Source organism: Pseudomonas sp. LD120 (assembly GCF_009861525.1).
Lineage (GTDB): Bacteria > Pseudomonadota > Gammaproteobacteria > Pseudomonadales > Pseudomonadaceae > Aquipseudomonas.
The window spans coordinates 613389-633280 of record NZ_WVHL01000001.1 but is presented as its reverse complement, the minus strand read 5'-3'; the positions used below and the strand labels follow the sequence as shown (position 1 = coordinate 633280).

Annotated in this window: 17 protein-coding genes; 13 read left to right on the top strand and 4 right to left on the bottom strand. The window is 63.6% G+C overall.

The window, feature by feature from the left end:
* The first annotated feature begins 88 nt into the window (after window positions 1-88).
* The 4 genes from PLD_RS03025 (at window position 89) to PLD_RS03010 (ending at window position 3580) form a co-directional block, all read left to right on the top strand.
* Complete coding sequence (locus tag PLD_RS03025; RefSeq protein WP_159889686.1) at window positions 89-871, top strand: sulfite exporter TauE/SafE family protein; 783 nt, start codon at window positions 89-91, stop codon at window positions 869-871.
* An 81-nt stretch (window positions 872-952) separates the two neighbouring features.
* Entirely contained in the window at window positions 953-1762 is an 810-nt protein-coding gene (gene lgt / locus PLD_RS03020; protein WP_159889684.1) for a prolipoprotein diacylglyceryl transferase, read from the top strand.
* 46 nt (window positions 1763-1808) lie between these two features.
* Window positions 1809-2780 carry a thymidylate synthase gene (locus PLD_RS03015; RefSeq protein WP_159889682.1) on the top strand — a complete coding sequence of 324 codons (972 nt, stop codon included), beginning with the start codon at window positions 1809-1811 and terminating at the stop codon, window positions 2778-2780.
* Between the two features lie 191 nt (window positions 2781-2971).
* A complete protein-coding gene (locus tag PLD_RS03010; RefSeq protein WP_159889680.1) occupies window positions 2972-3580 on the top strand; it encodes an undecaprenyl-diphosphatase in 609 nt (202 codons plus the stop codon).
* A gap of 2 nt (window positions 3581-3582) precedes the next feature.
* Here the strand turns inward: PLD_RS03010 and cadR are convergent, their stop codons facing one another.
* Window positions 3583-4032, bottom strand: coding sequence for a Cd(II)/Pb(II)-responsive transcriptional regulator (gene cadR, locus PLD_RS03005; RefSeq protein ID WP_159889678.1), 450 nt, complete (start codon window positions 4030-4032; stop codon window positions 3583-3585).
* Between the two features lie 85 nt (window positions 4033-4117).
* Between cadR and PLD_RS03000 the strand changes: the two genes are divergently transcribed.
* From PLD_RS03000 to PLD_RS02970, 7 genes are all read left to right on the top strand, one after another.
* Complete coding sequence (locus PLD_RS03000; RefSeq protein WP_159889676.1) at window positions 4118-6451, top strand: heavy metal translocating P-type ATPase; 2334 nt, start codon at window positions 4118-4120, stop codon at window positions 6449-6451.
* A gap of 206 nt (window positions 6452-6657) precedes the next feature.
* Window positions 6658-7521 (top strand): LysR family transcriptional regulator, encoded by an 864-nt coding sequence (locus tag PLD_RS02995; protein WP_159889674.1) that lies wholly within the window; start codon window positions 6658-6660, stop codon window positions 7519-7521.
* 228 nt (window positions 7522-7749) lie between these two features.
* Window positions 7750-8826: a putative 2-aminoethylphosphonate ABC transporter ATP-binding protein gene (locus tag PLD_RS02990; protein ID WP_159889672.1), complete on the top strand. Its 1077-nt coding sequence runs from the start codon at window positions 7750-7752 to the stop codon at window positions 8824-8826.
* Between the two features lies 1 nt (window position 8827).
* Complete coding sequence (locus PLD_RS02985) at window positions 8828-10552, top strand: putative 2-aminoethylphosphonate ABC transporter permease subunit (RefSeq protein WP_159889670.1); 1725 nt, start codon at window positions 8828-8830, stop codon at window positions 10550-10552.
* Window positions 10553-10600: 48 nt separating this feature from the next.
* Window positions 10601-11623: a putative 2-aminoethylphosphonate ABC transporter substrate-binding protein gene (locus PLD_RS02980; RefSeq protein ID WP_159889668.1), complete on the top strand. Its 1023-nt coding sequence runs from the start codon at window positions 10601-10603 to the stop codon at window positions 11621-11623.
* A gap of 147 nt (window positions 11624-11770) precedes the next feature.
* On the top strand, window positions 11771-12904 hold the full coding sequence (locus PLD_RS02975; protein ID WP_159889666.1) for a TIGR03364 family FAD-dependent oxidoreductase: 1134 nt from the start codon (window positions 11771-11773) through the stop codon (window positions 12902-12904).
* A complete protein-coding gene (locus PLD_RS02970; RefSeq protein WP_159889664.1) occupies window positions 12904-13452 on the top strand; it encodes a phosphonate degradation HD-domain oxygenase in 549 nt (182 codons plus the stop codon). Before PLD_RS02975 ends, PLD_RS02970 begins: the two co-directional genes overlap by 1 nt.
* Window positions 13453-13638: 186 nt before the next feature.
* Here PLD_RS02970 and PLD_RS02965 read toward each other — a convergent pair whose 3' ends face one another.
* Both PLD_RS02965 and PLD_RS02960 read right to left on the bottom strand, forming a co-directional pair.
* Window positions 13639-15018, bottom strand: a complete 1380-nt coding sequence (locus PLD_RS02965; protein WP_159889662.1) for a GTPase/DUF3482 domain-containing protein — start codon at window positions 15016-15018, stop codon at window positions 13639-13641.
* Window positions 15011-16390 carry a DUF2868 domain-containing protein gene (locus tag PLD_RS02960; protein WP_159889660.1) on the bottom strand — a complete coding sequence of 460 codons (1380 nt, stop codon included), beginning with the start codon at window positions 16388-16390 and terminating at the stop codon, window positions 15011-15013. Before PLD_RS02960 ends, PLD_RS02965 begins: the two co-directional genes overlap by 8 nt.
* Window positions 16391-16487: 97 nt before the next feature.
* Between PLD_RS02960 and PLD_RS02955 the strand changes: the two genes are divergently transcribed.
* Window positions 16488-17000, top strand: a complete 513-nt coding sequence (locus PLD_RS02955) for a dihydrofolate reductase (protein ID WP_159889658.1) — start codon at window positions 16488-16490, stop codon at window positions 16998-17000.
* A gap of 71 nt (window positions 17001-17071) precedes the next feature.
* Here the strand turns inward: PLD_RS02955 and PLD_RS02950 are convergent, their stop codons facing one another.
* The gene (locus PLD_RS02950; RefSeq protein ID WP_159889656.1) at window positions 17072-18463 is read right to left on the bottom strand and encodes an L-cystine transporter; all 1392 of its coding nucleotides are present in this window, start codon (window positions 18461-18463) and stop codon (window positions 17072-17074) included.
* Window positions 18464-18705: 242 nt separating this feature from the next.
* On the opposite strand from PLD_RS02950, the gene PLD_RS02945 reads away from it, so the two are divergent.
* A complete protein-coding gene (locus PLD_RS02945; protein WP_159889654.1) occupies window positions 18706-19761 on the top strand; it encodes a haloacid dehalogenase-like hydrolase in 1056 nt (351 codons plus the stop codon).
* The last annotated feature ends 131 nt before the right edge of the window (window positions 19762-19892 follow it).

The following is a 19892-nucleotide window of genomic DNA, read 5'->3' as shown; positions in this document are numbered from 1 at the left end:
GCACAGAACCCCAGGGTATCCATCGCCATCCAGTGGAGTCTGGGGCGGCGCATCCGTTACCATGCCGGTCTTATTTTCGGATGCTCCCATGGAATTTCTGCTCTATCTGCTGTTGGGCGCCTGCGCAGGCGTACTGGCCGGGCTGTTCGGCGTGGGCGGCGGGATCATCATCGTCCCGGTTCTGGTGTTCAGTTTCACCCTGCAAGGCTTTGATGCCTCGGTGCTGACCCATCTGGCGGTTGGCACCTCGTTGGCGAGCATCATCTTCACTTCGGTCAATGCGGTTCGCGAACACCATCGCCGTGGCGCGGTGCGCTGGCCGATCTTTGCCTGGATGGCCCTGGGCATTCTATCGGGGGCCGGTTTTGGTGCGCTGACCGCTGAAGCCATTTCCGGTCCGAACCTGCAGAAAATCATTGGTGTCTTTGCTCTGGTGGTGGCCCTGCAAATGACCCTGGAACTCAAGCCCAAGGCCAGTCGCCAGGTGCCTGGCAAGCTTGGTCTGGCGGCTGCCGGCAGTGTGATCGGCTGGGCTTCGGCGATCTTCGGCATCGGCGGCGGCTCGCTCACCGTGCCATTTCTCACCTGGCGCAGTGTGCCGATGCAGCAGGCCGTGGCCACCTCGTCGGCCTGCGGTCTGCCCATCGCCCTGGCCAGCGCCTTAAGTTTCATGATGCTGGGCTGGCATGATCCTAAGCTTCCGGCCCATAGTCTCGGCTTCATCTATTTGCCGGCGCTGTTGGGCATTGCCCTGACCAGCATGGTGTTCGCCCGGATCGGCGCGCGTCTGGCGCATAAATTGTCACCGCGCTTGTTGAGGCGACTGTTTGCCGCGCTACTGTTCGGCGTGGGCATCAACTTTCTGCTCTGAACGGTGACGCAATCCTGACTTAATCCTGAGGTGACAGTTTCGCCCAGGACTTTAGAGTTCTAACCCTTACGAGGAGTCGCAATGCTGCCTTACCCGCAGATTGATCCGGTGGCGCTGGCCATCGGTCCGCTGAAAATCCACTGGTACGGTCTGATGTACCTGATCGGCATCGGCGGTGCCTGGCTGCTGGCCTCGCGCCGGCTGAACCGTTTCGATCCGACCTGGAGCAAGGAGAAGCTCTCGGACATGGTGTTCTGGATGTCCATGGGGGTGATCGTCGGCGGCCGCCTGGGTTACGTGCTGTTTTACGATCTGAGCGCTTACCTGGCCAACCCGACCCTGATCTTCGAAGTGTGGAAGGGCGGCATGTCGTTCCATGGCGGTTTCATCGGGGTGATGCTGGCGGCCTGGTGGTTTGGCAAGCGCAACAATAAGTCGTTCTTCGAGCTGATGGATTTTGTCGCGCCGATGGTGCCGATCGGTCTGGGCGCCGGGCGTATCGGCAACTTCATCAATGCTGAGCTGTGGGGCAAACCCACCGATGTGCCGTGGGCGATGATCTTCCCGCCATTCAGCGATCCGGCACAGTTGCCGCGTCATCCGTCGCAGCTGTATCAGTTCGCCCTGGAAGGCGTGGCCTTGTTCGTGATTCTGTGGCTGTTCTCGCGCAAACCGCGGCCGACCATGGCGGTTTCCGGTATGTTCGCCCTGTTCTACGGGATCTTCCGCTTTATCGTCGAGTTCGTCCGGGTGCCGGACGCCCAGCTTGGCTATCTGGCCTGGAACTGGTTGACCATGGGGCAGGTGCTTTGTGTGCCGATGATCATCGGCGGCCTGGGACTGATCTGGCTGGCTTATCATCGCGCTCCGGCCCAGAGCGTGGCGCAATAAATTCGAACCCCGGGGCGTGCCCCGGGTTCAAGGATGCAGGTAATTCATGAAGCAATATCTTGATTTGGTGGCTCATGTCATCAACAACGGCACCAAGCAGGCCAACCGCACCGGTGTGAACACCATCAGCTTTCCCGGGGCCATGCTGCGCTACGACCTCAAGGAAGGTTTTCCGGCCATCACCACCCGCAAGATGGCCTTCAAGTCGGCCATCGGCGAGATGGTCGGCTTCCTGCGCGGGGTGAACAACGCCGCCGAGTTCCGTGCCTTGGGCTGCAAGGTCTGGGATCAGAATGCCAACGAAAACGCCCAGTGGCTGGCCAACCCGTTTCGCCAGGGCGATGACGATCTGGGCGAGATCTACGGCGTGCAGTGGCGCCAGTGGCCGGCCTACAAGCAGATCAAGACCAGCAACCAGGCGGCCATTGACCTGGCATTGAGCCAGGGCTACCGGCAGATCGCCGCGGGTGAGGAACAGGGCCAGGGTTACGTGGTGCTGTACAAGGCCATCGATCAGGTCCGCCAGTGCGTCGACACCATCATCAACGACCCGGGCAGCCGGCGAATCCTGTTCCACGGCTGGAACTGCGCGCAGTTGGATGAAATGGCTCTGCCGCCGTGCCATCTGCTGTATCAGTTCCACCCCAATGTCGAGACTCGGGAAATCTCCCTGACCCTCTACATCCGTTCCAACGACCTGGGCCTGGGCACGCCGTTCAACCTCACCGAGGGCGCGGCGCTGCTGAGCCTGATCGGCCGCCTGACCGGCTACACGCCGCGTTGGTTCACCTATTTCATCGGTGATGCCCACGTCTACGAAAACCACCTGGACATGCTCAACGAACAGCTCAAGCGCGAGCCGTTCCCGATGCCCAAGCTGGTGATTTCCGAGCGCGTGCCGGAGTTCGCCAAGACCGGCGTGTACCAGCCGGAATGGCTGGAGCTGATCGAGCCGAGCGATTTCTCCCTGGAAGGTTATGAGCACCATGCACCAATGACTGCGCCGATGGCGGTCTAAAGGTTCCTGCCGTTGTACCCAGGGGCCGCGCGGCAGATGCTGGATGGTCCCTTGTCGATTCATCCTGTTGCTTTATCGACCGTTGCCCGGCCGTTTGCCGGGCATTGTCGTGCCGGGCGGGCGACTGCATGCTCCGGGCGGCGCCGATAGCCGCGTGATGTTACCCCCTGATATTGACCGTGAGCGCCTGAATGGAAGAACTCAATCGCCGCCTGTTCCTGGCCATCAATGCCAGTGCCGAGGCGTCGCTGCCCCTGCGTGAGCTGGCATTTTTCTTCGCGCAATGGGTGGTCCTCTGTGTGCCATTGCTGCTTCTGGTGTTTTGGGTCCTCGGTGAGCGCCGGCAGCGAATGATCGTTGTGCTGGCAAGCTTGAGCATGGTCTTGGCCCTGACCGGCAACCTGCTGATCCGCAGCCTGTGGTTCCATCCGCGTCCCTTCATGCTGGAGTTGGGGCAGAACTTTCTCGCCCATGCGCCTGGTGCGTCTTTTCCCAGCGATCACGCCAGCGGCATGTTCGCCATGGCCTTTGCCCTGATCCTGGCGTCCCTGCGCAAGACTGGGCTGATGCTGCTGGCCCTGGCGCTGCTGGTGAGCTGGGCGCGGGTTTACCTGGGGGTGCATTTCCCGTTCGACATTATTGGTGGTTGCCTGATGGGACTGCTCAGCGCCTGGCTGGTGCGCCGGTGCCTGGCGTGGCGGCAGTTGGATCAACAGGTGCTGGAGGGGCTTGAGCGAGTTTATCTGCGGTTGCTCGCGGCGGTGCATCACGGGGGCCGCCGCCGTGACGCCGGATCGTAGCCTCAATGCCCGTGGCTGCGGCCGACATGGGAGGGCTCGGCCTCGCTGGGAGTGACCGAGCCGCTGACTTCCAGGCTCTGCAGAATCCCGCAATGATCCCGGTCCGGCCCTTCGCCGCAGCGCTGACGCAGTTCCAGTAGTTGTTCTTGCAGGGCCAGCAGCCCGTCGATGCGCGCCTTGACGTGATGGATGTGTTCGTCGATCAGCGCGTTGACGCTGGCGCACTGGCCTTCGGGGCTGTCGCGCAGGTTGAGCAGGCTGCGGATTTCCTCGAGGGTCATGTCCAGGCTGCGGCAATTGCGGATAAAGGTCAGGCGCTCGGTGTGGGCCTGGGTGTACAGGCGGTAGTTGCCTTCGCTGCGGGCCGGTTCCGGCAGTAGCCCTTCGCGTTCGTAGTAACGGATGGTCTCGACCTGACAGTCGGTGAGTTTCGCCAGTTCGCCAATCTTCATCGTCGTCTCCGAATGGGTGCTTGACCCTATAGTGGCTACAGGGTGTTCACTTGGCAACAAGCACCTTGATACGGACGCGACCCCTATGAGCGATTCCATTCACACCCCGCGCAAGCCCGACGCCCAGCACACTCACGCCGATCACGATCACGATCACGATCACGATCACGATCACGATCACGGCCATGACCTTGCACCTGCGAACACGCCGCAACCGTTCAAGGCCGAGGATCACGCCGCCCACGGCACCTCCTGCTGCGGTTCCGCCGGCCCGCTGCTGTCCACGGTCAGCCTGAGCGAGACACCGAATGCCGGCGCGCGCCTGAGCAGTTTTCGCATCGAAGCCATGGACTGCCCCACCGAACAGACCCTGATCCAGAACAAGCTGGGCAAGCTGGCTGGGGTCCAGGCGCTGGAATTCAACCTGATGAACCGCGTGCTGGGGGTGACCCACGATCTGCCGAGCACCGCGCCGATCATCGAAGCGGTCAAGTCCCTGGGCATGCACGCCGAGCCTCTGCAGCAGGACAGCGCCGAAGCCGCTCCTGCCGCAGCCCCTCCCAAAAAAGCCTGGTGGCCGCTGGCCCTGTCCGGTATCGGCGCGCTGGCCGCCGAAGTCATCCACTTCACCAATGCCGCCCCCACTTGGGTCGTGGCGTTGGTGGCCCTGGTGTCGATCCTCAGTGGCGGTCTGGGCACTTACAAAAAGGGCTGGATCGCCCTGAAGAACCGCAACCTCAACATCAATGCGCTGATGAGCATCGCCGTGACCGGCGCGGTGCTGATCGGCCAATGGCCGGAAGCGGCAATGGTGATGTTCCTGTTCACCGTGGCCGAGTTGATCGAGGCCCGCTCCCTGGACCGCGCGCGCAACGCCATCAGCGGCCTGATGCAGATGGCCCCGGAACGGGTCACGGTGCAGCAGGCCGACGGCAACTGGAGCGAACAGGAAGCGAAAAACGTCGAATTGGGTGCCTTGGTGCGGGTCCGTCCCGGCGAGCGCATCGGCCTGGACGGCGAAGTCGTGTCTGGTAGCTCGACCATCGACCAGGCGCCGATCACCGGTGAAAGCCTGCCGGTGGAAAAGACCCTGGGCGACAAGGTGTTCGCCGGCACCATCAACCAGGCCGGCTCCCTGGAATACCGAGTGACCGCCGCGGCCAACAACTCGACCCTGGCGCGGATCATCCATGCCGTGGAACAGGCCCAGGGCGCCCGCGCCCCGACCCAGCGCTTCGTCGATAGCTTCTCGAAAATCTACACCCCGGCGGTGTTCGCCTTTGCCCTGGCGGTGGCGCTGATTCCGCCACTGTTCATGGCCGGCGTCTGGTTCGACTGGATCTACCGCGCCCTGGTGCTGTTGGTGGTGGCCTGCCCATGTGCCCTGGTGATCTCCACCCCGGTGAGCATCGTCAGCGGCCTCGCGGCGGCGGCGCGCAAAGGCATTCTGGTCAAGGGCGGGGTCTACCTGGAAGGTGGCTACAAGCTCGACTACCTGGCCCTGGACAAGACCGGCACCATCACCCATGGCAAGCCGGTGCAGACCGATTTCCTGTCCCTGGACTCATTGGCGCAGGATACCGCCCCGGCCCTGGCTGCAAGCCTGGCTGGGCGTTCCGACCACCCGGTGTCCCTGGCCATTGCCCGCGCGGCTGTGGATAAACAGCTGGCCATGCACCCTGTGGATAACTTCGCAGCCCTGGCCGGGCGGGGAGTCCGCGGTGAAATCAACGGCCAGATCTATCACCTGGGCAACCACCGCCTAGTGGAAGAGCTGGGCCTGTGCTCGCCGGCCTTGGAGGAAAAACTCTTCGCCCTGGAGCAGCAGGGCAAGACGGTGGTCCTGCTGCTGGACAGCAACGGGCCGCTGGCGCTGTTCGCGGTGGCCGACACGGTCAAGGAATCCAGCCGCGAAGCCATCCAGCAATTGCATGAGCTGGGGATCAAGACCCTGATGCTGACCGGCGACAACCCGCACACCGCCCAGGCCATTGCGGCCCAGGTGGGGATCGATCAGGCCCGGGGCGACCAGTTGCCCGGCGACAAGCTGCAAGCCATCGAGGCGTTGTACGGGCAAGGGCATCGCGTAGGCATGGTCGGCGACGGCATCAACGACGCGCCGGCCCTGGCCCGGGCCGAAATCGGCTTCGCCATGGCCGCGGCCGGCACCGACACCGCCATCGAGACCGCGGATGTCGCCCTGATGGACGATGATCTGCGCAAGATTCCGGCATTCATTCGCCTGTCGCGCCAGACCTCGGTGGTGCTCAAGCAAAATATCGCCCTGGCTTTGGTCATCAAGGCGATCTTTCTTGGGGTAACCTTTGCCGGGCTGGCCACCATGTGGATGGCTGTCTTTGCCGACATGGGCGTTAGCCTGTTGGTGGTATTCAACGGACTGCGCCTGCTGCGCAAATAAGCCATCGTAGCTGCAAACTGCAAACTGCAAACTGCAAACTGCAAACTGCAAACTGCAAACTGCAAACTGCAAACTGCAAACTGCAAACTGCAAACTGCAAGTGGCTAGCGGCAGGCGACCGAGGGGAGAACCAGAGTGATGAACTCATACGCACGCGCTTCAGCTTACGGCTTGCCGCTGGAAGCTTGCAGCTGCGGCAGGCCGCCATGCTGAGTGCCGAGCTGAAGGCTTTTTACATGGTCGCCCGCCTGGGTAGCATCACCCAGGCGGCGAAGAAGCTGGGCCTGAGTCAGCCGACGGTGACCACCCAGATCCGTAACCTTGAGAGCCAGTACTCGGTGGAGCTGTTCTACCGTGGCGGTCGCCGCCTGAGCTTGAGCGACGAAGGCTCGCGCTTGCTGCCCATGGTCAAGGAGCTGTTGCAGAAAGAAGCCGACATCGAGTTTTTCCTACGTAACAGCGGGCAGGTACAGGGCACCTTGCGGATTGCTGCCACCGCGCCGTATTACATCCTCGATCTGGTGAAGACCTTCCGCCAACGCCTGCCCCAGGTAGAGGTGGCGGTGGAGATCGGCAACTCCCAGCAGGTTCTGGAAGCACTGGAGGACTACCGGGTGGATGTCGCGGCGTCTTCGCAACTGCTGGAGGATTCGCGACTGATCCGGCGCGTGCTGGGCAGTGACCCGCTGGTGCTGGCGGTGCATCGCAATCATCCTTTGGCGGCGTTGGAGCATGTGCCGCTCAACGCTCTGGCTGGTCACACCCTGTTGATGCGCGAGCCCGGTTCCACCACCCGCAGCCTGACCGAAGAACTGTTGAAAAACGCCAACGTCAGTTTCGGCCCGCTGCTGGAAATCGGCAGCCGCGAGTCGATCCGCGAGGCGGTGCTGCGCAACATCGGCATCAGCATCATTGCCCGCCAGGAAGTGCCCCACGACCCGCAGTTGCGAGTGCTGACCATCGAGCATGCGCCGCAGATCGTCGAGTACCTGTACTGCCTCAAGGAGCGCAAGAACGCGCGCCTGCCTGCCGCCTTTCTCGGCCTGGCCCAGGAAATGGCTCCCGCCTGAAAGATCTGCATCGGCCATGCCGATGCCTTCGCCAGCAAGCCTGCTCCTACATTGAAATGCACTCCCCCTGCGGGAGCGAGCAGGCGAATGCAGCAGATCAGGCAGCCCCTGACTTGCCGTTTGAACCCAAATCCCTGAATACCACTATCGGTCGTTTTTGCCTTACTGCCATATGACCGACGCATTACAACTCTAGGATTTGCCCCATCTGCTTGATGAGGCCTGTCCATGAACCCTGCAACCGCAACTGCCCTGAGCAACCCCGGCGCACCGATGAAAGTGCGCGGCGTGCAGAAGCGCTTCGGCGCTTTCACTGCGCTGGATAACGTCTCGCTCGAGGTCGCCGCTGGCGAGCTGGTGTGCCTGCTGGGGCCGTCCGGCTGCGGCAAGACCACTTTGCTGCGCTGCATTGCCGGCCTGGAGCGCCAGGACCGCGGCGAGTTGTACCTGGGGGAACGGGACGTCTCGCTGCTGGCGCCCCAGGCCCGGGACTACGGGATTTTGTTCCAGTCCTACGCGCTGTTTCCCAATCTGACGGTGGAAGCCAACATTGCCTACGGACTGGCCGGCAGCGGTCGCGAGGAAGCGCGCAAGCGTGTGGCGCAGATGCTGGAACTGGTGGGCCTGACCGGCAGCGAGAAGAAATACCCCGGCCAGTTGTCCGGCGGCCAGCAGCAGCGCGTAGCCCTGGCCCGCGCCCTGGCACCGGCGCCGTCGCTGTTGTTGCTGGATGAACCGATGTCGGCCCTGGACGCTCGGGTCCGCGAGCACCTGTGCACCGAGCTGCGCCAACTGCAGCGGCGCCTGGGGATCACCACCCTGATGGTCACCCATAACCAGGACGAGGCCATGCTGATGGCCGACCGCATTGCCGTGATGAACAACGGCAAGGTCGAGCAGTACGCCACGCCCCAGGAGATCTACGACCGTCCGGCCACGCCTTTCGTCGCCGAGTTCGTCGGTCAGGGCAACTGGCTGCCTTTTAGTCGCAACAGCGACAGCCACGCCCAGGTCGGCGGGATGAGTGTGCGCCTGGCCGACGATTCGTCCAAGGCCGCTTCGGGCCGCCTGTTCTGTCGTCCGGAAGCCATCAGCGTGAACCCGCCGGTGCATGAGGAAAACTTGTTCCCGGCCAAGGTCCGCGAGATTACGTTCCTTGGCAATCGCTGTCGCATGAGCTTCGAGCTCAATCAGTTGCCGGGGCATGCGCTGCTGGCGGAGCTGGCCCCGGAAGCCATGCCGCGCCTGGGCGCCCAGGACATCTGGGTGGCCTTGCCGCCGCGCAGCCTCCAGGTGTTTACCTAAGATGACTGCGCCAATGTCCCTGCCGCTACCTGCAAAGCAGGCGCGCCAGGCCTCCCGTGCCGAAATCGGCGATCGTATCTTTGTCGTCGGCGGCAAGGTTCTGCTTCTGGTCCTGCTGGGTGTCGCGGTGCTGTTGCCGCTGCTGGCGATCTTCTGGCGCGGTTTCAGCGCCGAGGCAGGGCAGGGCGGTGGCTGGCTGGCGGCCCGAGAGCTGGTGAGCAGCGCCAACTTCCACTGGTTGCTGGGCAACAGCCTGAAAGTTTCCCTCAGCGTCGCCGCCATCGTGGTGCCCCTGGCCTACCTGTTTGCCTACGCCCTGCAACGCACCTTGATTCCCGCCAAGGGGCTGTGGCGCGGCCTGTCGCTGTTGCCGTTGATGGCACCGTCGATGCTGCCGGGCATTGCCCTGGTCTATCTGTTTGGCAATCAGGGCCTGCTGCGCGGTCTGTTCGCCGACAACATCTACGGCTTCTGGGGCATCGTCCTGGGTGAAGTCATCTACACCTTTCCCCATGCCTTGATGATCCTGCTTTCGGCCCTGTCCCTGGCAGATGCACGCTTGTTCGACGCGGCGTCGAGCATGGGGGCCAGCCCTGCCAAGGCCTTTCGCAGCATCACCTGGCCGGCCACCCGGCAAGCGGTGTTCGCTGCGTTCTGCCTGGTGTTCACCCTGACCATCACCGACTTCGGCGTGCCAGTGGTGGTGGGCGGTGACTATCAGGTGCTGGCGCTGGAGGCCTACAAGGCGGTGGTGGGCCAGCAACAGTTCGGGCGTGGCGCCTTGATCGGCATGGTGTTGCTGTTGCCGGCGCTGTTGAGCTTTGGCGTCGATGCCTGGCTACGTCGGCGGCATGGCGACGCCATGAGCGGCCGCGCCCAGGTATTCACGCCGGCACCGTCGCAACTGCGCGATGGTTGCTACCTGGTCATCGTGTTGCTGATCTGCGCGACCTTGCTGCTGGTGTTCGGCATGGCGGTGTATTCGTCGCTGGTGAAGTTCTGGCCTTACAACCTGTCGCTGTCCCTGAATCATTACCAGTTCAACGACACGGCCGGCGGTGGTTGGCTGGCCTATCGCAACAGCGTGACCCTGGCCCTGTACACCGCGCTGATCGGCAGCGTGCTGATCTTCACCGGAGCCTATCTGATGGAGAAAACCAGCGGCCAGCGCGGCCTGAACCTGGCGCTGCGCATGCTCAGCTTCGTGCCCATGGCGGTGCCCGGCTTGGTGCTGGGGCTGGGCTATGTGTTCTTTTTCAACCTCAATGGCAATCCGCTGCATGTGTTCTACGGCAGCATGGCCCTGCTGGTGGTGTGCACCATCGCTCACTACCTGACCACCGCGCAGATGACTGCCACCACCGCCCTGCGCCAGTTGGATGCCGAGTTCGAGGCCGCCGCGCTGTCGCTCAAGGCGCCGCTGTACCGGCACTTCCTGCGGGTCACCGTGCCGATCTGCCTGCCGGCACTGCTGGACATCGTGCGCTATCTGTTCGTCTCGGCCATGACCACGGTGTCGGCGGCGATCTTCCTCTACAGCCCGGACACCATCCTCGCCGCCGTCGCCGTGCTGAACATGGACGACGCCGGCAACGTCGGCGGCGCCGCGGCGATGTCGACCCTGATCCTGTTCACCTCGGCTGGCGTCTCGCTGTTGTTGGCTTGGGCCTCGCGAGGCTTGCTGCGCCGCTCCCAGGCGTGGCGGCAGACGACTCCCGGTCATTGATCCTGTGTTCACTCACCCTCTGATTTGCACTCATTAAGGAACCGCACCATGTTCAAGCCCCTGGCTCTTGCCGCTGCTGTCCTCTCTGCTGTCAGCCTGAACGCTTTTGCTGCGAAAACCGAGCTGACGGTCTACACGGCCCTTGAAGCCGAGCAATTGAAGTCCTACAAGCAAGCCTTCGAAAAGGCCAACCCGGACGTGGAGATCAAGTGGGTGCGTGATTCCACCGGGATCATCACCGCCAAGCTGCTGGCGGAAAAAGCCCGGCCGCAAGCGGACGCGGTCTGGGGCCTGGCGGCGTCCAGCCTGGCGATCCTCGACCAGCAGGGCATGCTGCAAAGCTACGCGCCCAAGGACCTGGGCAAGATCGGCCCGAACTATCGCGACGCCGCCAACCCGCCAGCCTGGGTCGGCATGGACGTGTGGGCCGCGACCATCTGCTTCAACACCGTGGAGGCCGAGAAGCAGGGCCTGACCAAGCCGGTGAGCTGGCAGGACCTGACCAAGCCCGAGTACAAGGGCAAGATCGTCATGCCCAACCCGGCGTCCTCGGGCACCGGCTTCCTGGATGTCAGCGCCTGGTTGCAGACCTTCGGCGAGAAGCAGGGCTGGCAGTACATGGATGACCTGCACCAGAACATCGGCCAGTACGTCCATTCCGGCTCCAAGCCGTGCAAGCTGGCCGCCGCCGGCGAATTCCCCATCGGCATCTCCTTCGAATACCCGGCCGTGCAGCTCAAGCGCCAGGGCGCGCCGCTGGACATCGTGCTGCCCAAGGAAGGCCTGGGCTGGGAAATCGAAGCCACGGCACTGATCAAAGGAACACCGCATGAAGACGCGGCGAAGAAACTCGCCGACTTCTCCGCCAGCCCGGCGGCCATGGAACTGTACAAGGAAAACTTCGCCGTGCTGGCCCAGCCGGGTATTGCCAAGCCGCAGACCGAACTGCCGGCGGACTACGAGCAGTGCCTGATCAAGAACGACTTCGCCTGGGCCTCGAAGCACCGCGACCAGATCCTCGCCGAATGGCGCAAGCGCTATGACGGCAAGTCGGAAAAGGTTGCCAAGTAGCAACGATCGGTACTGCTGTGGCGAGGGAGCTTGCTCCCGCTGGGCTGCGAAGCGGCCCTGAGCCCCGACAATGCGGTGCATCTGCCTGGGAGTGCTGTGCACTCCAGCGCGAGCTTGCTTCCGCGCCACAAACAACGAGACATGAACATGACCCATCACAGCGATCTGCTGATCGTCGGCGCCGGCATTCTCGGCCTGTCCCACGCCTACGCCGCTGCCAAGCGCGGTTTGCGGGTACGAGTATTCGAGCGCAGCGCCACGCCCCTGGGCGCCTCGGTGCGCAACTTCGGCCAGGCCCTGGTCACCGGTCAACCGCCGGGCATCATGCTGGAACTGGCCCGGGCCAGCCGGGATATTTGGGCCGACTGGCAACAGCTGGCGGGCCTGCCACTCAAGCGCAACGGTTCCTACCTGTTCGCCCGCAGCGAAGCCGAGGAGCAGTTGCTGGAAGCCTTCTGCGCCGGGCGCGCGCGGGAGCACGGCTACCGCGTCGAACTGCTCCGGGGCGCGGCCCTGAACGACCTGTATGGCGGTCAGTTCCGCCATCATCGAGCGGCCTTGCACGGCCTGGACGACCAGCAGGTGTATTCCCGCGAGGCGTTGCCGCTGCTGATCGACTACCTGCGCCACGACCTGGGGGTGCAGTTCCACTTTTCGACCCTGGTCCGGGATATCCAGCCGGGCCAGTTGCACAGCACCGCCGGCAGCTTTCGTGCGCCGCAGATCGTGCTGTGTTCGGGACACGACTATCAGACCCTGCTGGCCGAGCAGATCGCTACCCTGCAGCCACAGATCTGCCGCCTGCAGATGCTCCGTGCCCGGCCCCAGGTCAACCTCAACTTGCAACATGCCTTGCTCACCGGGCTGAGCTGTGTGCACTACGGCGCCTTCGCCGACCTGCCACAAGCGGCGGCGGTGCGAGCGCAGATCCTGCGCGAGGCGCCGCACTTGGATGAGCATGGTATTCACCTGTTGATTAGCCCGACCCCCTACGGCGAGCTGATCATCGGCGATTCCCACGACTACGGCAGTGATCCGTCGCCGTTCAATGGGGAGCAGGTGGATAACTGGCTGATCGAGCTGGCCGAACAGACCCTGGGCTGCAAGGTCCAGGTGGTGGAGCGCTGGCAGGGGGTGTATGGCGCTCGCGGACCGGGGCCGTTCTCCTTCCTGGAAGCCGCGCCCGGGGTTCATGCCGCGCTGATGCACACCGGCGTGGGCATGAGCGTTGGCCCGGCGCTGGCTGAAGGCAACATCGCCCGAGTGTTGGAGGAAGCGTGATGAGTCGGCAGCGGGTGATTGACGAGGTGTTTGGTCTTTACGAGCGCTTTGGCGACAGTGATTACATCGGCGAGCCGGTGTCGCAGATCGAGCATATGTCCCAGGCGGCGCAGTTGGCCCTGGCCGAAGGTTATGACGACGAAGTGGTGCTGGCGGCGTTCTTTCACGATATCGGGCACATTTGCCAGCAGGATGCCGAGAACATGAGCGGTTTTGGTGTGATCAGCCATGAGCGCCTGGGGGCCGACTATCTGCGTCGGGCGGGCTTCAGCGAGCGTCTGGCGCGGCTGGTGGAATACCACGTCCAGGCCAAGCGCTACCTGACCTACAAGGAACCGGGCTATTACCAGCGCCTGAGCGAAGCCAGCCGCCGCACCCTGGAGTACCAGGGCGGGGCGATGGACGCGGCAGAGGCGGCGGCCTTCGAGCTCGACCCTCTGTGTGCGGTGAGTTTGCGCATGCGCCATTGGGATGAGCAGGCCAAGGACCTGTGGGTGCCGGTGATGGATTTGCAGGTGCTCAAGGACAAGGCCTTGGCGTTGCTCTGATCGTGGTCGACGCTGCTGGTCGCAACCTCGCAACCTCGCAACCTCGCAACCTCGCAGGCTGGGCAGCGGCAGAGGTGTTTTTTGTGGCCGCTGTCGCAGGCTGCGAACGGCTGCGCAGGAGGCGCCGCTCTTGGGATTGTTGAAGGTCCTGCGGACCTTGGCGCAACCTCGCGGGCTCGGCAGCGGCTACAGCAGATGTTGAGCCAAGGCTTCGATCTGCTCTTGGCGCTCGGCCTGGCTCAGGCGTTTCTGCGGATTGAGCGATGACCACTGCGGATGCGCCCGGGCCTTGTTCAAGGCTTCCGGCAGCTTGCCCTCACGCCAGCTTTTGTCCTCCGGAGTGGCCAGGCGGATGCTGTCCATCGCTGCATGCCCGCGCAGGTTCAGTGCCTGGACCAACTGGCGCTGACGCAGGGCCAGCAGGCGCAGTACGCTGTCGTCCACGGTCAGCTCGCGCTGGCCCTTGAGCTTGCCCAGCAAGCGATTGCCATAACTGCGGGCGGTCTGCAACGCGCCCCCGGCAATCGCCCCCGCCAGCGCCGCGGCTCCCAGGGTCAGGCCGCCCACCAGCAGGTCGACCCCGGCACCGGCCGCCGCGCCCGCGGCGATGCCGCCGCCGACGCGCACCCCCAGTTGTTTGAGGGTTTCCGGGTTGAACAGGTCATTGCCCCAACGGCCGTCCAGCAACGGCAGGTCGCTGGCTGAAGCGTCCTGGGGACGGAAAGCGTAGAGCTTGAGCAGCGCTTCGACACAGCGTTGCTCGCGCTGGCGAATGGCTTGGCGCAATTCGCCGATGGCGCGTTGTTCCAACTGGGTGTCGCTGGCCACGCTGCGGCGGCAGGCGGCGCAATCCACCAGCAGTTCTGCAATCAGGCGTGCCGCACTTTGCTGGCGCACCAGGCGTTGTGCCTGTTGGTCGTCGATCAGCCGCTGCAGGGCCGGGCGTGCATGCTCCAGCAGCAGGGCCAGGCTTTCATACAGGCGTCGTTCGCCGTCTTCCGGCGGCGCCACGCTGTCGAACCGCACCAGGGCGTGCAGCCCCAGGCGGGCCAGGGCTTCGCGCCAGTCGCCTTCGCGCTGCTCGGCGCTGCTGACGAAGTTCAGTACTGGCAACAGTGGCTTGCCGCAGCCGCTCAGTACTTCCAGCTCATCGCGGTACTTGGCCAGCACCGGTTCCCGGGCGTCGATCACATACAGGCCGGCGTCCGAGGCCAGTAGCTGGCGCAGGACCTTGGCTTCCTGTTCGAAGCGTTGCCGAGCCTCGCTGGCGTCGAGAAAGCGTGCCACCCGGGCCGGGCCGTCCAGGCGTTCGCCCGGGCGTTCCAGGCGCTCCAGGTAGTCCAGCAGGGCGATGGCGTCTTCCAGGCCCGGGGTGTCGTAGAGCTCCAGCAGGGGCTGGCCATCCACCGACAGGCGGGCGCCTTCCACATGCCGGGTGGTGCTGGGGCGATGGGAGACTTCACCAAAACCCACGTCCCGGGTCAGGGTGCGCAGCAGCGAGGTCTTGCCGACGTTGGTGTGGCCGACCACCGCCAGTTTCAGCGGTGGATTGCGGGCGTCAGTCATGGCCGGTCTCCAACCAGGTGAGGGGCGCGCAGTCGGCGAACGGCAGCTCCAGCTGCTGCAGGGCGGTGTGCCAGTCGCCCAGGCGAGCCGCGTCCAGGGCCTGACCGGGCGGCGCTTGCAGCAGCCAGACTCGGGTGGCCGTGGCGTTGCGGGCCAACTCGGCGATCAGCCCGAGGCTGCCACGATCCGGCGAGCGCCGTGGGTCACAGGCAATCACCAGGCGCGCCGGGGGGAAGCGGCTTATCTGCTCCAGCAGGCGGTTACGCGACTCGCGGCTGTCGAGGATGCCGGCGTCCTTGATGCTGTCCGGCAAGGCTGGCGGCCAGGGCCGTTGGTGGTCGAGTTCGATGGCCACCAACAGTGCGCCGCTGCTGTCCAGGGCGCTGACGCCTCCTTCGACGCGGTGCAACTGCTCGGGTGCCGCATCGTTGACCCCAAGGCGTTCGCTGCTGGGCATCAGGCGTTCACGCAACTGGCTGTAGCCCGGCAACTTGAGGTCCAGTTGCAGGCGGGCCTGTCCGTGTTTCCAGCGCCAGCGGCAGAACAGCATCAGCAGCAGGCGCGGCAGCACGCCGTAGATCATCACCAGCACCACCAGCCAGATGGCCCAGGATTGGCGGACCAGCTCGGTGTTGTAGACGTCCCGAGTGCTGGCCTGGATGGTCGCCACGCTCGGCGCGCCGAAGCCCAGGCTTCGGGGCATGGCACTGAGGGCGTTGGTAATGGCGACGAAGGCATCGGCGCCCAGTAGGGTGCTTTCCCAGACAAAGCTGTAGCGGTGGGTGCTCAGCAGCAACAGCAGCATGACCACGGCGCTGAACAGGGCCAGGCACCACAGGCCGTTGACCAGGGTGCCCAGGGCCCAGCGATTGAGCTTGCGCCGCTGCAGCAACAGCAGCAGGGCGGGTGGCAACTGCGCGGCTTTGGCGTCTCGGGAGAATTTTTCACTCAGCCACAGCCACAGCCGGCCCAGGCTGGCGCTGTGTTCGCCGGCGAACAGCAGGCCGATCAGCCAGCTCAGCAGCAGGATCAGGTTCAGACCCAGCAGGCTGCCCAGGGCCCAGAACACGTTGACCGGTTGCTGGGTGTTGCCCAGGGCGCTGAAGGCCAGGCCGGCACCGCTGAGGACCGCCAATACCGCCAACATCAGCAAGGCCAGGCGTGCGCCTTGCAGCCAGTGCAGCAAAGCGCTGTGCAGGCCGTCGCGCTGGGCCAGCCACAGGGCACGGGTCTGGATGCGGCTCGCCAGGTCGCCGTCCTGGTTGCGGGCCAGGCGGTTGGCTTCCTGGTCGTCCAGTGGCCCGGCGTGTTCCTCGCGCAGGCGCACGGTTTCGGTCAACCACAGTCGTTGCAGGGGAGTCAGTGCAGTCACGCGTCAGTCCATCGCTTACAAAGTGCGCTGAGCATAACTGCTGCAGCGGTGGTCAGGTGAAGTTGCCAGGCCTCGGTCCTCTGGTATTCTCGCCTGCATGAAAAAATCTCTCCCTCTCAGTCTGATCGCGGCCCTCGGTGAAAACCGCGTGATTGGCGTCGACAACAGCATGCCCTGGCACTTGCCGGGGGACTTCAAATACTTCAAGGCCACGACCCTGGGCAAGCCGATCATTATGGGGCGCAAGACCTGGGACTCGCTTGGTCGGCCGTTGCCGGGGCGCTTGAACATCGTGGTCAGTCGTCAGACCGATCTGCTGCTCGAAGGTGCCGAGGTTTATCCGTCATTGGCGGCGGCGGTGGCCCGGGCCGAGGAGTGGGCGCTGGAACAGGGCGTCGGCGAGCTGATGCTGATTGGCGGTGCGCAGCTTTATAGCCAAGGCCTGGAGCAGGCGGATCGCCTGTACCTGACGCGGGTGGCCTTGAGCCCGCAAGGCGATGCCTGGTTTCCGGAGTTCGATGAACAGCAGTGGACATTGGTGTCAGAGGTGCCGAACCCGCCGGAAGGGGACACGCCGGCGTACAGCTTTGAGGTGTGGGAAAGAAGCTGACAGCAGGCAGTTGCAAGTTTCAAGCTGCAAGCAAGAGCCCGTCGGCTTCTACTTGCAGCTTGCAGCTGCTTTTACGCGTGCTCCAGCTCCGAATGCTCATCGGCGTCCAGCAGCGCCTGGTCGGTTTGCTGCATCACCTGGCTGGTGATCGCGCCGGCGGTCATCGAACCGCTGACGTTCAGCGCCGTGCGCCCCATGTCGATCAGCGGCTCCACGGAAATCAGCAGCGCCACCAATGACACCGGCAAACCCATGGCCGGCAGTACGATCAGCGCAGCGAAAGTCGCGCCGCCGCCCACACCGGCCACGCCGGCCGAACTCAAGGTGACGATGGCCACCAGGGTGGCGATCCACAGCGGATCCAGCGGGTTGATGCCCATGGTCGGTGCAACCATCACCGCCAACATTGCTGGGTACAGGCCGGCGCAGCCGTTCTGGCCGATGGTCGCGCCGAACGAAGCGGCGAAACTGGCGATGGACTGCGGGATGCCCAGGCGCCGGGTCTGGGCTTCGATGCTCAGGGGAATGCTGGCGGCGCTGGAGCGGCTGGTGAAGGCGAAGGTCAGTACCGGCCAGACCTTGCGGAAAAAGCGCAGCGGGTTGATCCCGGCCAGGGACACCAGCAGGCCGTGGACCACGAACATCAGGCCCAGGCCGATGTAGGACACCACCACGAAACTACCGAGCTTGATGATGTCCTGCAGGTTGGAACCGGCCACCACCTTGGTCATCAACGCCAGTACGCCGTACGGGGTCAGCTTCATCACCAGGCGCACCAGGCGCATGACCCAGGCTTGCAGGGTGTCGATGGCGTTGAGCACTTTCTGGCCCTTGTCGGCGTCATCCTTGAGCAGTTGCAGCGCCGCCACACCGAGGAAGGCGGCGAAGATCACCACGCTGATGATCGAAGTCGGCTTGGCCCGGGCCAGGTCGGCGAAAGGGTTCTGCGGGATGAACGACAGCAGCAACTGCGGCACGTTGAGGTCGGCGACCTTGCCCGCGTAATCGCTCTGGATCACTTGCAGGCGGGCGACTTCCTGAGTGCCGGCGACCAATCCTTCGGCGCTCAGGCCGAACAGGTTGGTCAGGCCGATGCCCACCAGCGCCGCGATGGCGGTGGTGAACAGCAGGGTGCCGATGGTCAGGAAGCTGATCTTGCCCAGGGACGAGGCGTTGTGCAGACGGGCCACGGCGCTGAGGATCGAGGCGAACACCAGGGGAATCACGATCATCTGCAGCAACTGCACGTAGCCGTTGCCCACCAGGTCGAACCAACTGATGGAGGCCTTGAGGGTTGGGTTCCCGGCGCCGTAGAGGCTGTGCAGGGCAATGCCGAACACCACGCCCAGCACCAGGGCCAACAGGACCTTCTTGGCCAGGCTCCAGGTGGTGTGGCGGGTCTGTGCCAGGCCCAGCAGCAGGGCCAGGAACACCAGCAGGTTAAGGATCAGCGGCAGATTCATTGGGGCTCCGATAAGACGTGTGCCAATCGCGGGTCAGAGCGATTGCGAACCGGAAAGCCTAACAGCTTGATATCTAATGAATTAATAACGATATGGCATGGTGACTGTCGTTTTTGGAATAAGCTGCTGGCGCTTTGGCGCATGGGTTTGACGCTTAGGGAACGTAGGTGGTCGTGCAGAGACGAAAACTGTCACAAGGATTTGTTAGCGTTGATGGCTTTCACTCAGGGAGACAACCGCCGATGAAACTCGCTCCGAAATGGCTCGCCGTCGCACTCTGCCTTGGCCTTGCCGGCCAGGCCTTCGCCACCGAGTTGAAGCACTGGCCCAAGGAACAGGCCAAGCAGTTGGACGCGATGATCGCGGCCAACGCCAACAAGGGTAGCTTCGCAGTGTTCGACATGGACAACACCAGTTACCGCTATGACCTGGAAGAGTCCTTGCTGCCGTTCATGGAGAACAAGGGCCTGATCACCCGCGACACACTCGACCCCTCACTGAAGCTGATCCCGTTCAAGGACACGGCCGAGCACAAGGAAAGCCTGTTCAGTTACTACTACCGCCTGTGTGAAATCGACGACATGGTCTGCTATCCCTGGGTGGCCCAGGTGTTCTCGGGTTTCACCCTCAAGGAACTCAAGAGCAACGTCGATGAGTTGATGGCTTCCGGCAAGTCGGTGCCCAGCACGTACTACGATGGCGATGTGGTCAAGACCATCGAGGTCAGCCCGCCCAAGGTCTTCACCGGCCAGACCGAGCTGTACAACAAGCTGATGGAGAACGGCATCGAGGTTTACGTGATGACCGCCGCCTCCGAAGAGCTGGTGCGCATGGTCGCGTCCGACCCCAAGTACGGCTACAACGTCAAACCGCAGAACGTGATCGGCGTGACGACCTTGCTCAAGGACCGCAAGACCGGCGCCCTGACCACGGCACGCAAACAGATCAGCGCGGGTACTTATGACCCGCAGGCCAACCTCGGCCTGGAGTTGACGCCGTACCTGTGGACCCCGGCCACCTGGATGGCGGGCAAACACGCGGCGATCCTGACCTACATCGATGAGTGGAAGAAACCGGTGCTGGTAGGTGGCGACACCCCGACCAGCGACGGCTACATGCTGTTTCACAGCGTGGACGTGGCCAAAGGCGGCATTCATTTGTGGATCAACCGCAAGGACAAGTACATGAATCAGCTTAACGGCATGATCGCCAAGCACGCCGCGGCCCAGGCCAAGGAAGGGTTGCAGGTGACCGCCGACAAGAACTGGGTGATCGTTAAACCGGACGACATTCAGTAACCATCTGCTGCTCGCCGGCTCAGGTGTTCCCGGCAACACCTGAGCTGACACGCCAGGGTTCATCCAGCGCGGAAGAATGTTTCAACTTGTGACCGCCAAACCCCCTCTGCCATAATCGCGCCCGCTTTATT